Annotated in this window: 11 protein-coding genes and 2 pseudogenes; 7 read left to right on the forward strand and 6 right to left on the reverse strand. The window is 69.7% G+C overall.

Annotated elements, in window-relative coordinates:
• Window positions 1-216: 216 nt before the first annotated feature.
• Both ACZ6ZQ_RS06865 and ACZ6ZQ_RS06870 read left to right on the forward strand, forming a co-directional pair.
• A pseudogene (locus ACZ6ZQ_RS06865) lies at window positions 217-447 on the forward strand (AraC family transcriptional regulator); the annotation flags it as partial.
• A gap of 109 nt (window positions 448-556) precedes the next feature.
• Window positions 557-1,264 carry an AAA family ATPase gene (locus tag ACZ6ZQ_RS06870; protein WP_469767501.1) on the forward strand — a complete coding sequence of 236 codons (708 nt, stop codon included), beginning with the start codon at window positions 557-559 and terminating at the stop codon, window positions 1,262-1,264.
• Between the two features lie 116 nt (window positions 1,265-1,380).
• Here ACZ6ZQ_RS06870 and ACZ6ZQ_RS06875 read toward each other — a convergent pair whose 3' ends face one another.
• The 5 genes and pseudogenes from ACZ6ZQ_RS06875 to ACZ6ZQ_RS06895 form a co-directional block, all read right to left on the reverse strand.
• Window positions 1,381-2,580 (reverse strand): M6 family metalloprotease domain-containing protein, encoded by a 1,200-nt coding sequence (locus tag ACZ6ZQ_RS06875; RefSeq protein WP_469767502.1) that lies wholly within the window; start codon window positions 2,578-2,580, stop codon window positions 1,381-1,383.
• 122 nt (window positions 2,581-2,702) lie between these two features.
• Window positions 2,703-3,968, reverse strand: coding sequence for an alpha/beta fold hydrolase (locus ACZ6ZQ_RS06880; RefSeq protein WP_469767503.1), 1,266 nt, complete (start codon window positions 3,966-3,968; stop codon window positions 2,703-2,705).
• Window positions 3,969-4,111: 143 nt separating this feature from the next.
• Window positions 4,112-5,494, reverse strand: a complete 1,383-nt coding sequence (locus tag ACZ6ZQ_RS06885; RefSeq protein WP_469767504.1) for an aldehyde dehydrogenase family protein — start codon at window positions 5,492-5,494, stop codon at window positions 4,112-4,114.
• A pseudogene (locus ACZ6ZQ_RS06890) lies at window positions 5,491-5,604 on the reverse strand (proline racemase family protein); the annotation flags it as partial. The gene ACZ6ZQ_RS06885 and the pseudogene ACZ6ZQ_RS06890, both read right to left, overlap by 4 nt.
• Window positions 5,605-5,652: 48 nt before the next feature.
• Window positions 5,653-6,558, reverse strand: a complete 906-nt coding sequence (locus ACZ6ZQ_RS06895; RefSeq protein WP_469767505.1) for a dihydrodipicolinate synthase family protein — start codon at window positions 6,556-6,558, stop codon at window positions 5,653-5,655.
• Between the two features lie 374 nt (window positions 6,559-6,932).
• Here ACZ6ZQ_RS06895 and ACZ6ZQ_RS06900 point away from each other — a divergent pair, with 374 nt between their 5' ends.
• From ACZ6ZQ_RS06900 to ACZ6ZQ_RS06920, 5 genes are read left to right on the forward strand one after another with little or no spacing between them, the layout of a single operon-like run.
• Entirely contained in the window at window positions 6,933-8,678 is a 1,746-nt protein-coding gene (locus ACZ6ZQ_RS06900) for an ABC transporter substrate-binding protein (RefSeq protein ID WP_469767506.1), read from the forward strand.
• Window positions 8,679-8,692: 14 nt separating this feature from the next.
• Window positions 8,693-9,616 (forward strand): ABC transporter permease, encoded by a 924-nt coding sequence (locus ACZ6ZQ_RS06905; RefSeq protein ID WP_469767507.1) that lies wholly within the window; start codon window positions 8,693-8,695, stop codon window positions 9,614-9,616.
• On the forward strand, window positions 9,613-10,599 hold the full coding sequence (locus ACZ6ZQ_RS06910; RefSeq protein ID WP_469767508.1) for an ABC transporter permease: 987 nt from the start codon (window positions 9,613-9,615) through the stop codon (window positions 10,597-10,599). The genes ACZ6ZQ_RS06905 and ACZ6ZQ_RS06910 overlap by 4 nt, the downstream gene beginning before the upstream one ends.
• Window positions 10,599-11,603, forward strand: coding sequence for an ABC transporter ATP-binding protein (locus tag ACZ6ZQ_RS06915; protein ID WP_469767509.1), 1,005 nt, complete (start codon window positions 10,599-10,601; stop codon window positions 11,601-11,603). The genes ACZ6ZQ_RS06910 and ACZ6ZQ_RS06915 overlap by 1 nt, the downstream gene beginning before the upstream one ends.
• Window positions 11,600-12,574, forward strand: a complete 975-nt coding sequence (locus ACZ6ZQ_RS06920; protein WP_469767510.1) for an ABC transporter ATP-binding protein — start codon at window positions 11,600-11,602, stop codon at window positions 12,572-12,574. The genes ACZ6ZQ_RS06915 and ACZ6ZQ_RS06920 overlap by 4 nt, the downstream gene beginning before the upstream one ends.
• Window positions 12,575-12,652: 78 nt before the next feature.
• Here the strand turns inward: ACZ6ZQ_RS06920 and ACZ6ZQ_RS06925 are convergent, their stop codons facing one another.
• Window positions 12,653-13,852, reverse strand: coding sequence for a M6 family metalloprotease domain-containing protein (locus tag ACZ6ZQ_RS06925; protein ID WP_469767511.1), 1,200 nt, complete (start codon window positions 13,850-13,852; stop codon window positions 12,653-12,655).
• Between the last annotated feature and the right edge of the window lie 30 nt (window positions 13,853-13,882).

The raw sequence follows: 13,882 nt of genomic DNA on the forward strand, positions 1-13,882 counted from the left end.
TCGGCCTTCGAAGCGGAACTCTCACCGCAACCGCAGGAGACCGGCGCACCGTGCAGGCGTTCTGTCCGCTACTGGCGCAACTCGAGGGAAATGTGCGTGGACAGCGCGCGGAGAAAGTCGGGCGCGTCGAAGATCTCGCCGGCGGAGGCGACACCGACCGACACGCTCGTCGACCACAGCCGGCGTCGGCGAGGTGCCAACTGCTCAGGCCGTACCGCGCTGGATCTGTGCCTGCACCTCGTCCGCCTCGACCACGGCTCGTCGATCGCCAACACCATCGCCCGCCGCCTGGTCGTGCCACCGCACCGGGCCGGCGGCCAGGCCCAGTTCGTCACCGCCCCGGTGCCCGCCCACGACAACCACCCGCTCGCCGCGCTGTTCCCCTGGGTGATCGAACGCCTTGACCACCCACTGACCGTGGAGGACCTGGCGCGCCGGGCACGGATGCCATTCGATCCGCAGCTCCAGGCCCACCGCCTTCGGCGGCACCACCACAGGAACGCCAAGATGACACCGCCATGCGCCTCCTTGACGCGCTCTGTGGGAGACTCGACGCGTGATCGTCGAGCATGCGTACGCACACGTGGCCTCGTACGAAGAAGGGGAATGGCCCTGGTCCGTGCCTTGTGTGCGCGAACTCCTCACGGACGGACTGCGCTTCTCCGCGCCGGTGACCTTTCTCGTCGGTGAGAACGGTTCGGGCAAGTCGACGCTGGTCGAGGCCCTTGCCGAGGGTTTCGGCCTGGATTCGTGGGGTGGCTCGCACGACTGGCGCTATGCCAGCCATCGCGCCAAATCGGTGCTGGGTGAGCGGATCCGCTTCGATGCGGCACCGCGCGGCCGGCGCATGCTCAGCAGCTGGTCCGCCCGCAAGGGGTTCTTCCTACGCGCCGAGACGGCGCTGGACGCGTTGGACCGGGAAGGGTTCGCACCGGATTCGGTCAGTCATGGTGAGAGCTTCCTCGCGGCGTTTCGAGGGAAGTTCCTGCAGCCCGGCCTGTATGTGATGGACGAGCCGGAGGCGGCGCTTTCGTTCTCCTCGTGCCTTGAACTGATCGGCCATCTGGACCAGTTGGTGAAGAGCGGCGGCCAGGTCATCTGCGCCACCCACTCGCCGCTGCTGACCGCGCTGCCGGGCGCGGACATCGTCGAGGTCGGCGAACACGGGATGCGCCGGGTGGCCTGGCGCGATCTCGCCCTGGTCGACCACTGGCGCCGCTATCTCGACGACCCGCAGTCCTATCTGCGGCGCGTCCTCGGCTGAGAAGCACGAAGCCTTCCGAGGAACGGACCGGCAGACGAAACCGGCGGTTCCCGGGCGCACTCCTGAACGCCCGGGCCCCGGAACCGGTGGGCGGGATCGGCTCCCGGCCACAGGACCTACGACATGCGGAGCCGCACCACATCCCCCGCTCCGCCGCCCGCGAGAACGTCGATACGGACGCCGCCGTCCGGGTCCGTGAAGGTCTGGCCGGGCGTGAACGCCGCCAGGTCGAGTCCGGTGCAGCCGGTGCGCGGCGACTCGGACCGGCTGCCGTTCATGACCCGGACAGGTCCCTCGCCGGTCGGGGTCGCGGAGTCGACCTTGTAGATGAGGACGCCGGCCGAGCACGCCTTCCGGTCGTTGCCCTCGGCCCGGCGGGACTCCGCGACGTACGCCGTCGTCTCGCTGATGCGCAGTACGGCGATCTTGGTACCCCCGGGGCGCTCCACGGGGGTCAGCCGTACGGTGCGGTGTCCGGGTACGGGCAGGCAGGCGACCTGGTCGTCGCGGGTCCAGCCCAGCTTCCAGGAGTGCCAGCCCAGGTACTGGGGGGCGTGGCCGGCGATGTTGCCCATGACGTCCCAGCCGCCGACGTACTGGTGGGTGGCGCCGGTGAAGGAGTACAGGTCGGGGAGGCCGAAGGTGTGGCCGGTCTCGTGGGCGACGACCTTGGGGCCCCAGCGCCACAGATCCTGACCGAACGTCACAGCCCACTTGAGGCGGGTGCCGTCGGCGGTCACGCCGGACGCGGTGGGGTCGTAGAGGTAGGTCGGGGAGAAGGAGATCGCGGATGCCGCCCTGGTGGGGACGACGTAGACCATCTCGTAGCGGGAGAAGTCCGCGTACGGGTCGGCGGCCGCGATCGCGTCGCGTACGTACTTCTCGTGGGTTTCGAAGGTGAGGCCGCGTGCGAATCCGTACGAGTCCGAATTCGCCGGCATACGGATCCAGCGGTGCAGTGAGGTGACGTCGAGACGGGAGCGGCCGTAGCTGGCTGTGCGCATCCAGTCGGCGGCCGGGGCCAGTTGGGCGGCGTAGGCATCCGTGGAGTCGGTGGCCTCGGCGTCGGGGAAGTCCACGAACAGCGTCAGCACACGCCGGGTTCCTGTGGAGGGCTGGAACTGGGTGCGGTCGGTGTCGTGGCCTTCGTCGGTCCAGCCGGTCCTGCCGGGGAGCGCGCAATCGGCAGCGGGGGCGGGGGAAGCGGGGAGAGGGACTGGGGCGGCCGCGGTGGCCGGGGTGGAGGCGGCGAGACACGAGGCGGCGAGAGCGAAGGCCGCGGTGTAGGGACGCACGCGGGTCGGCAGGACAGGCATGTCTCTCCCGTCGGAGGCGGTGGCAGGGGAAGGAGGAGGAAGGGAGCAGGAAGGAGAAGGGAGGAGGAAGGAGAAGGGAGGGGGAAGGGGAAGGGGAGCGCGAGGAGCCAGGGAGTAGGGAGTTACGCGCGGCCCGCGGCCATGTCCATCAGGCGGGCGAGTACGCGGCCGCCGGAGGCGGTGACGCCGTCGTGCTCCCACTCGTTGGTGACCCAGGCACGGGTGGCACCGACCTCACGCGCCGTGCGCAGGGAGAGATCCGCGTCGACGTACATGTCGTCGTGGTAGACGACCGCGGCAAGGGGGACCTGGTTGGCGGCCAGGCGGCGAGGGTCGTAGAGCGGCGGCCAATCGCTGCGCCGGGCCAGGAGGTCCGCAGCGTCCGCGAATGAGCGCAGGCTCTTGATGTCCCGGAACATCCAGGGATAGATCATCTCCCCGGTGAGCAGGAGAGGGTCGGCATCCTCGGCGAACTCGGGAAAGCCGGCGAGTGCCCGGGAGGCCGCCCAGCCGGTCGGACCGGCCCCTTGCCCGTACAGCGTCTCCTGCATGACGGCGAACAGCGGGTTGCCGGCGAATCCGGTGAGATCCTCCACCCGGTGAAGGAAGGTGTCCGTCAACTCGCCGTCCGAGTCGAGGGATTCGTCGAGCAGCCAGTGGATCCGTTCGAACCCGTCACCCATGCCGAGGGCGAGGCCGAGAGTGCGCAGGCGGCGGGTGGTGAGGCGGTCCCCTCCCGGCAGCCGGACGTCCTCGGCCGCGAGCAGATCGGCGATCTTGCGGAGTCGAGGCGCGTCGTCCGGGTAGCGGGCGTAGAAGTCGAGGACCCGTTCCCGCACCCGGTGGTACGTGCGGGCGTACACGTCATCGGCCGTCGCGGTGAGACCGGGCAGGCCGCCGGTGACGTAGCAGGCCCGCAGACCTTCTGGGGCCTGGGAGAGGTAGGTGAGGGTGATGAAGCCGCCGTAGCTCTGGCCGAGCGTCTCCCAGGGCGCGTCGCCGCACAGACGGCGACGTATCAGTTCCGCGTCGGCCACGATGGCGTCGGCACGGAAGCAGGCCAGATACGCGGCCAGTCGGGCGGGTGATTCGAACCGGGAGGCCATGCGAGCGGCGACCGGGGTGGAGCGGCCGGTGCCGCGCTGGTCGAGGAGCAGCACCCGGTGGGTCCTCAGCGCCTGAGCCAGCCATCCCGGCGAACCTGCCGAAGGACGCGGTGCCTTGCCGCCGGGGCCGCCCTGCAGATAGAGCAGCCAGGGCAGTTGTTCACCGGTGCGGGAGGGGTCGACGACCTCGCGCGCGAACACCTGGATGGTCGGGCCGCTCGGAAGGGAGTGGTCCAGCGGGACGGTGAAGAAGTGATCGGTGGTGGCGTACGCCGGGTTCATAGGTCCCTTCCACAGCACGCAAGCGCCAGGTGGCGTGTGACATTGCATAAGTAGCGTGAATCAACGACCCCGTCCCGAGGAACTCTCACTCGGACATAGCACCGTGTTATGGGGCTAGTGCCGCCTCAGGCCGAGCGCCGACGTCACGTTGCTTTCGCAGGTGACAGGGTGTACGTCCGACTGGAGGTGTAGAACCCCAGTGCCGCCCGGCCCTGTTCGCGCGGCCCGTGGCTGGATTCCTTGGTGCCTCCGAACGGCACGTGGAAGTCGACGCCGGTGGACGGTGCGTTGATCCTGATCATTCCGGTGTCGAGGCGGTCGAGCCCGCACAGGGCCGTGTTCAGATCGGCGGTGTGGACCGACGTGACCAGGCCGTACGGCACGGAGTTGGTGATCCGCACCGCGCGGGTCACGTCCTCGGCGTGCAGCAGCGCCGCTACGGGTCCGAAGACCTCTTCGCGCAGCAAGCGGTGCCCCGGGGGGACCTTCTCGACGAGGGTCGGCGCCGCGTACCAGCCCGGTCCGTCGGGCACGGTGCCGCCGGCCGGCGTGCTCAGGCCGTACCAGGCGTCGCAGACCTGATCGCGGGCGTGCTGGTTGATGAGCGGCCCGCTCACGGTCGCCGCATCGGACGGATCGCCGACCGGAACGGTCCGCAGCGCCTCGGCGAGTGCCTCGCGCAGGGGATCCAAGGCCGTGCCCACCGCGATGACACGGCTGGTGGCGGTGCACTTCTGGCCGGCGTACCCGGCGATCGCGGTGGCGATGTGGGCCGCGGCCTGCTCGATGTCGGCGTCGGGCAGAACGATCGCCGCGTTCAGACCGCCCATCTCGGCCTGGACCGGGACACCTCGGGCCGTGGCGCCTCGTGCGACAGCCCGTCCCACGGCGGTCGACCCGGTGAAGGAGACCACATCGGCGGAGGAGACGAGCGCGTTGCCCTCCGTCGCCCCGCCGGGCAGGACGGTGAACACCCCTGCCGGCAGGGCCCGCTGGACGATCTCGGCCAGGCGCCCGGCACAGGCGGTGGCTTCGGGGGCGGGCTTGAGGACGACCGCGTTCCCGGCCGCGAGTGCCGGGGCGGCCTTCCAGGTCGGAATGGCGAAGGGAAAGTTCCAGGGCGTGATCAGTCCGGCCACGCCGTGCGGCCGACGGCGGGTGAGCAGCAGGCCTGGGCCCGCGGCGGTCTCGTGGACCTCGCCGACGGGCTCGTACGCGGCCTGGGCGTAGTAGCGCCAGATCGCAGCCGTGCGCGCGACCTCGGCGCGGGCTTCGGCAAGGGGCTTGCCCACCTCCCGGACGGCAAGCGCGGTCAGCTCGGTCTCCGCGGCATCGATGGCGTCGGCGACCGAGCCGAGAGCGGCCGAGCGGGCGGCCGCCCCGCCGAGCAGCCACTCCGGCTGGGCGGCGCGCGCCCGGTCGACGGCGTCGGCCGCCGCGAAGGCGCCGGGCGCCGGAATCTGAAGGAGTACGTCGGACGGGTCGGCCGGATTGCGTGAGGTGATGACGGATTCGGTGGCGGTCACAGGAGGAAACCTCCGGGGAAGGGGTCGTCCGGGGCGAGGAAGTACTGGGCGGTGCCGGTGATCCAGGCGCGTCCGGTGACGGTCGGCACTACGGCGGGCAGCGCGCCGACGGCATGGTGCGTACGCACGGGCTTCCCTTCGGTCAGCGGGCGGAGTAGTCAGCGGTGGCCGTCGGCGACGGCCTTTTCGGTGGCGGCCCGCACTCCCGCCTCGGTCTCCCCGGTGAGCGGGAAGCGCGGCGGGCGGGTGGGCCCGCCCGGCCGTCCGACGATGTCCATGGACAGCTTGATGGACTGGACGAACTCCGTCCTGGAGTCCCAGCGCAGCAAGGAGTGCAGGGACCTGTAGAGCGGGAGGGCCGTGGCCAGGTCGCCGGCGACGGCGGCGTGGTACAGCGTGGAGCAGCTGGTGGGGAACGCGTTGGGATACCCGGCGATCCATCCGACGGCACCGGCCACGGCAAGCTCGAGCAGGACGTCGTCGGCACCGATCAGCAGATCCAGTTCCGGGGCGAGTTCGGCGATCTCGTACGCCCTGCGGACGTCACCGGTGAACTCCTTCACGGCGACGACACTGCCGTCCTGGTGCAGCCGTGCCAGCATGCCGGGGGTGAGATCGACCTTCGTGTCGATGGGGTTGTTGTACGCGACGACCGGCGCCCCTGCCCGGGCGACCTCGGCGTAGTGGGCACGTACGGCCGACTCGTCGGCCCGGTAGGCGTTCGGGGGCAGGAGGAGCACCGAGCCACAGCCTTCCTCGGCCGCCTGTTCCGCCCAGCGCCGGGCTTCGGCGCTGCCGTAGGCGGAGACGCCGGGCATGACCCGCGCGCCGCCCGCCACTTCGACCGCGGTCCGCACCACGCGGGCACGCTCCTCGTCGGTGAGGGTCTGGTACTCGCCGAGTGAGCCGTTGGGCACGACGCCGTCGCAGCCGTTGTCGAGCAACTCGCGGACGTGGTCGGCGTAGGCGTCGTAGTCGACGGACAGGTCCTCCCGCAGGGGCAGGGTGGTGGCCACCATGATGCCGCGCCAGGGGCGGGTGGCGTTCCAGGTGGTGTCGGTCATGTCAGCGCAACCTCTCTACGGTATGTGACATTTCACTAGAGTGCATGGGCAGCCCCTGAGGGGACCTCGGTCAGCCGTCGAGGCTGGGAGGGCGCCGAGCTCGGGTTCGACTCGTGGGCGCTGGCGAGTGCCGTCCATGACCTGGGCGTCCGACCACACCGGCGCCGACGACGATGACGTCCGAAGCGTTTCTCGTGAGCACGGCAGTAATATTTCACATTGCATAGCCTGTCGCCAGGCCGTGTCACCGACCCCTCGGACACGGGTGGGTAACGAGGCACCCGACATCTTGTGCAGTGCAATTTCACATTACTATGTTACAGGTCACATTCCAGCCGCCCTGGGCTGTCCGACTGCTTCCGGAGTGACCACTCATGGACAAGCGCACCTGTACCGCTCTCGCCTCAGCGCTGGTGGCGACCCTCACCCTCGGCATGGCCGGCTGCTCCGGCGGGCCGGAGTCGAGCGGCGCCCGCAACGGCAAGAACCCGGCAACGACCAACAACGGCCATGTGGTTGGCGGGACACCGAAGAAGGGCGGCACCCTCACCGTCCTCTCCAACCAGGACTTCACCCACCTCGACCCGGCCCGTAACTGGGTGATGGGCGACATGGACTTCGGAACCCGGCTGCTCTACCGCACCCTCGTCACGTACAAGGCGGAACCGGGCGCCAGGGGCGGGGAGTTGGTCCCCGACCTCGCCGAGGATCTCGGCGTCTCCTCCAACGGAGCCAAGACATGGACCTTCAAGCTCAAGAAGGGCCTCACGTACGAGGACGGCTCGCCGATCAGGGCTCAGGACATCAAGTACAACGTGGAGCGGTCCTTCTCCCCCGACCTGCCCGGCGGTCCCGACTACGCGGCCCGCTACCTCGCCGGCGCGGAGGGTTACCAGGGCACGGCCCAGGGCAAGCACCTCGATTCCATCAAGACCCCTGACGAGCACACGATCGTCTTCGAACTGCGCAAGCCCTTCGCCGAGTTCCCCTACGCGACGGTCCTGCCCACCTTCGCCCCGGTGCCGAAGGCGATGGACAAGGGGCCTCAGTACGACAACCGCCCGTTCTCGTCGGGGCCGTACAAGATCGAGTCGTACGACCGCGACAAGCAGCTCGTGCTGGTCCGCAACACCCAGTGGGACCCGGGAACCGACACCGTGCGCAAGGCGTATCCGGACAGGGTGGTCGTGGTGATGGGGCTCAAGGCCAACCAGATCGACGACCGGCTCATCGCCGGCCAGGGCCCGGACGCCTCCGCCGTGCCCTGGGGCAAGCTGCGCCCCGAGAGCACCCCCAAGGTGCTGACCAAGGACGACGTCAGAAAGCGGCTGCTCGCCGAGTCCACCAACTGCACCGAGATGGTGCAGATGCACACCGGCCGTGCCCCCTTCGACAACGTCAAGGTGCGTCAAGCCGTGCAGTACGCCCTGGACCGCGAGGGCATCCTGACCGCCTCCGGCGGGCCGGCCCTCAACGACGTGGCCTCCGCCTACATGCCGGGCCCGCTCTTCGGCGGCAGTCAGCCCGACACCCTGAGGATCCCCGCAACCGGTGACGCGGAGAAGGCAAAGCAGTTGCTGAAGGAGGCGGGCAAGCCGGACGGCTTCTCCACCAGCATCACCGTCTCCAACGGCGACAAGGGCGTCGGCGAGGCGATCCAGCAGTCCCTCGGCCGGGCCGGGATCAAGGTCACCATCGAGACGGTGGACCCGTCCGCCTTCTACGACACCATCGGCGACACCAAGAACCGCACCGACCTGGTCTATACCGGCTGGTGCCCCGACTACCCCTCCGGCTCCACCTTCCTGCCCTTCGTCTTCGACGGCCGCTACATCAAGGAGAAGGGGAACTCCGGCAATCACTCGCTCTTCCGCGACGAGGCGACCATGAAGCGGATGGACGAGATCGCCGCCATGACCAATGCCGGGCAGGCGGGCAAGGCATGGCGCGAGCTGGACGGACAGATCCTCGCCAAGGCCCCCGCGGCACCCGCTGTCATCGAGCGCATGCCCCTCCTGCTCGGCACCAACGTCGCGGGTGCCTTCGGCCACACCTCCTTCGGCGGCCAGATCGACTACGCCACGGTCGGCCTCAAGGACCCCTCCAAGAGCGCCAACTGAAGGCACGTCAACTCATGGCTTCCACCGTCTGCGTTCCGGTGGGCAGCAGCCCCTGGCAGCTCGCCCGCGCGGAACTGCGCCGTCGCCCCTCTGTGAAGGTCTCCCTCGTCGTGGTCGCGCTGTTCGCGGTCATGGCGGTGGCCGCCCCCGTGCTCAGCGCGCTGGGCGGCTGGTCCCCCGAGGAGTTCGACAAGTCCGCCGTCGACCCGTACCTGGGCGGACAGCCCATCGGTCCGCTAGGTGGTGTCTCGGCCGAGCACTGGCTCGGCGTCGAACCCGTCACGGGCCGGGACCTGTTCGCCCGTGTCGTGCACGGCGCCCGGATCTCCCTGCTCATCGCCTTCGCCGCCACCGCGATCGTCGTCGTCGCGGGGACGGTGGCCGGGATCGCGGCCGGCTACTTCGGCGGCCGTACCGACGCCGTGCTCTCCCGCCTGATGGACCTCACCATGTCCTTCCCGTCCCTCATCTTCATGATCGCGATGATGTCCGTGGCCAGGGACGTCAACCGGGTGGTCCTGATGATCGCCGTGATCGGCCTGTTCGGCTGGCCGGGCATCGCCCGCGTCGTGCGCGGCCAGACGCTCTCGCTGCGGCATCGCGAGTACGTGGACGCGGCGCGCGTCGCCGGATCGGGGCCCTGGCGGATCATCGGCCGGTCCATCCTCCCGGGCGTCGCCGGGCCCGTCATCGCGTACACCACTCTGATCGTCCCGGGGATGATCGCCACCGAGGCGGCCCTGAGCTACCTGGGCGTCGGCGTCCGCCCGCCCACGCCCTCATGGGGGCAGATGATCGCCGAAAGCGTCGCCTTCTACGACACCGATCCGATGTACTTCGTCATCCCGAGCCTCTGTCTGTTCCTCACCGTGCTCGCGTTCACACTGCTCGGCGACGCGCTGCGCGACGTCCTCGACCCGAGAGGAAGCCGCACGTGATCGTCTACCTCGGCCGCCGGACGGTAGGCGTCATCGGCGTCCTGATCGCCATCGCGGCCGTTACCTTCACCATCTTCTACGTCCTGCCCTCGGACCCGGCCGCCGCGGCCTGCGGCAAGTCGTGCAGCGCCGAGCGTCTGGAGGCGATCCGCGCCCACATGGGGCTGGACCAGCCGCTGTGGAGGCAGTTCGCGGACTTCGTCACCGGCATCTTCACCGGCCGCACCATGGGCAGCGGCCAGTACGCGCTGCACTGCGACTTCCCGTGCCTGGGCTACTCGTACGAGAGCAGCCAAGGCGTGTGGGACCTGCTGACGGACCGGCTCCCGGTCTCCGCCTCGCTCGCCCTGGGCGCCGCGGTGATCTGGCTGTTCCTCGGTCTGACCGCAGGAGTCACCGCCGCCCTGCGCAAGGACACGTACACCGACCGTGCCCTGATGGTCGGTGCGGTCGCCGCTGCCTCCCTGCCGGTCTACTTCACCTCGATGATGCTCATCTACGGGCTGATCCGAACAGCCGGCCTCCTCCCCTACCCGCAGTACGTGGAGTTCACCTCCGACCCCTTGAACTGGGCCTCGAACCTGCTGCTGCCCTGGCTGGCCCTGGCCGTCCTGTACGCGGCCATGTACGCGCGCCAGAGCCGCAGTTCGATGATCGAGACGATGGCGGAGCCGTACATCCGCACCGCCCGCGCCAAGGGCCTGCCGCGCCGGACGATCGTGGTCAAGCACGGGCTGCGGGCCGGTATGACGCCCATCCTCACCCTCTTCGGAATGGACCTGGGCGGGCTGCTCGCGGGCGCGGTGATCACCGAGTCCATCTTCGGGATCCCCGGCATCGGACGGCTCTTCTACGGAGCGCTGTCGACCGGCGATCAGCCGGTCATCCTCGGCGTCACGCTGCTCGCCGCCACCTTCATCGTCGTCGCCAACCTGGCCGTCGACCTGCTGTACGCGGTCGTCGATCCCCGAGTGAGGTACTGATGGGCGCCCCCGAACCCGTGCTGTCGGTACGGGACCTGACGGTCACCTTCTCCACCACTCGCGGTCCGGTGCGGGCCGTGGACGGCCTCGGCTTCGAGGTGCGGCGCGGAGAGACGCTCGGCATCGTCGGAGAGTCCGGTTCCGGCAAGTCCGTCACCTCGCTGGCGGTGATGGGCCTGCACACCGGCGCCTCGGTCACCGGCTCCATCACCCTGGGCGGCCGGGAGCTGAGCGGTCTGCCGGAGCGCGAGCTGAACCGGTTGCGCGGCCGCAGGATGGCGATGATCTTCCAGGACCCGCTCTCCAGCCTCCATCCGTACTACACCGTGGGCGAACAGATAGCCGAGCACCACCGCGTGCACTTCCGCAGCGGCAGAAGGGCCGCCCGTGAACGGGCCGTGGAGGCGCTGGCCGAGGTCGGTATCCCCGAGCCCGGACGCCGGGCGCGGGAGTACCCGCACCAGTTCTCCGGCGGCATGCGCCAGCGCGTGATGATCGCGATGGCGTTGGCCTGCGAACCCGAGCTGCTGATCGCGGACGAGCCGACCACGGCCCTGGATGTCACCGTCCAGGCGCAGATCCTGGAGCTGATAGCACGGATCCAGCAGGAGCGGGGACTGGCCGTCATCATGATCACGCACGATCTGGGCGTGGTCGCCCGCGTTGCCCACGAGGTGCTGGTGATGTACGGGGGCAGGGCTGTCGAAAGGGCCGACGTGGACACCCTGTTCACGGCGCCGGCCCACCCCTACACCCGCGGCCTGCTCGACTCCCTGCCGCGCCTCGACGACAGCGACGACGAACCGCTGAGGGCGATCCCCGGCACTCCGCCGTCCCTGCTCACCCCAGCTCCCGGCTGCGCGTTCGCGCCCCGCTGTCCCAGGCTCGCCCGCGCCTCCGCCGAGGAGCGCTCCCACTGCGAGACGGTGCTGCCGCTCCTCGACGGCCTGGCCGGGCATCCGGCCGCCTGCCACTTCCCCGCGTACGAAGGCATGGCCTCATGACGTCCATCGAACCACTGTTGTCCGTACGGGACTTGACGATGACGTTCCCCGGGCGGCGGCGATCCGCCCCGGTCCGGGCCGTCGACGGCATCACCTTCCAGGTGGCGGCGGGCGAGACGCTGGGACTTGTCGGAGAGTCCGGCTGTGGCAAGTCCACCACCGGCCGCATGATCGTCCGGCTCCTGGAACCCACCACCGGTTCCGTCACCTACGACGGACGCGACATCAGCCACCTTTCACAGCGGGAACTCAAGCCGCTGCGCAAGGACCTGCAGATGGTCTTCCAGGACCCGCACTCCTCCCTCGACCCCCGCCAGACGGTGGCCCGGATCATCTCCGACCCGATGCTCGTACAGGGCAGTTCGGCGGCGGACGCCCGTACGCGCGCGGCCGAGCTGATGGAGCTGGTGGGGCTCATCCCCGAGCACCTCGACCGCTATCCCCACGAGTTCTCCGGCGGTCAGGCCCAGCGCATCGGCATCGCCCGTGCACTGGCCACCGGCCCCCGGCTGGTCGTCGCCGACGAGCCGGTCTCCGCCCTCGACGTGTCCGTCCAGGCCCAGATCGTCAACCTGATGGAGCGGCTCCAGGACGAACTGGGCCTGGCCTACCTCTTCATCGCCCACGACCTGTCGGTGGTCAAGCGGGCATGTGACCGGGTCGCCGTGATGTACCTGGGCCGGATCGTCGAGATCGGCCCGAAGGACCAGGTCTACGCCGCCCCGGCCCACCCGTACACACGCGCGCTGCTGTCCGCCGTGCCGCTGCCCGACCCGGTCGCCGAACGGTCCCGAGAACGGATCACCCTGCTCGGGGACCCGCCCAGCCCGGCTTCGCCCCCTCCCGGCTGCACCTTCCACCCGCGTTGCCCCAAGGCCCAGGAGATCTGCCGTACCGAGGCACCGTCACTGGGGAAGACGGTGCCGGTCGCGGCGCGGCAAGTGGCCTGCCACTTCCCCGAAGTGGCCTGAGCAGGCGCCCGGGCCGCGCTGGGCACGGCTGTGCCCCGGCTCCCGCCGAGGAGCCGGGGCACAGCCGTCCGTGCTGCGCTACGACTTGGTGATCCGCACCGTCTCGCCGTACCCGTCGGCGCCCAGTACGTCGATCCGGACACCGGCCGCGGTGTCGGTGAACGACTCACCGGCCCAGTACGGGGCGTCGTCCAGCGGACGGCAGCCGGAGGCCGGCGTGGCACTCGGCTTGGCGTCCATGACCCGGACCGGCCCTTCACCGGTCCGCACGGAGGTGTCGATCCGGTAGATCAGCGCACCGGTGGAGCAGACGGCCGTGTCCGCCTGAACGCCCCTTCGCGATTCGACGACGTACGCGGTCGTGGGACCGGTGCGTACGACCGCCATCTTGGTGCCGGATCCGTACTCGACGGCGGTGAGATGCACGGTGTCGCTGCCTGCCGAGGCCCGGCAGACGACCTGATCGTCCCCGGTCCAGCCGAGCTTCCAGGAGTGCCAGGCGAGGTAGTGCGGCCCTGCCCCTCCGATCAGGCCCATCACATCCCATCCGCCCACGAAGCGGTGGGCATCGCTACCCGCGGCGAAGGCGTACAGGTCGGGCAGGCCGAAGGTGTGGCCGGTCTCATGGGCCACCAGCTTCTTGCCCCAGTGCCACATGTCCTGGCCGAACGTCACCGCCCACTTGATCCTGCTGCCGTCGGCGACGACACCCGCCGTTCCAGGGTCGTACACGTAGGTGGGGGTGAAGGAGATCGCCGACGCGTTCCTCGTCGCCACGGCGTAGACCATGTCGTACTGCGAGAAGTCCACGTACGGGTCGGCCGCGGTGACCGCGTCCTTGACGTACGCCTCGTGCTGCTCGTGCGACAGGCCGCGCGCGTATCCGTATTCGGTCGAGTTGTGCGGCATCCTCACCCAGCGCTGGTGCTGGGTGATGGCCAGCCAGGCCTTGCCGTACGAGGCGTTCCACAGCCATTCCGCACCGGGTGTGATCTGTGCCGCGTCCTCGGCAGGCGACTCGGTGGCGGGGGCGTCCGGGAAGTCCACGAAGATCATGGCGACCTTGATGGTCCCCGACGGGCGCTTGAACACGGAATAGTCCGTGTCCTGACCTTCGTCCGTCCAGCCGGTGGTGCCGCGCAGCGCACAGGCCGACGTGCTGTCCGCGGCCGTCGCAGCCCGGGCGGGAGGGGTGGCGAGGAGGAGCGGGAGCAGGGAAGCGAGCAGCAGCGGAAGAAGAGCCGACCGGGTGGTCGACGAGAGATGTGGGGGACTCACGCGATCACTACCTTTCGATGAATGGCGTGT

It is taken from the genome of Streptomyces sp. NPDC053673, assembly GCF_055585225.1.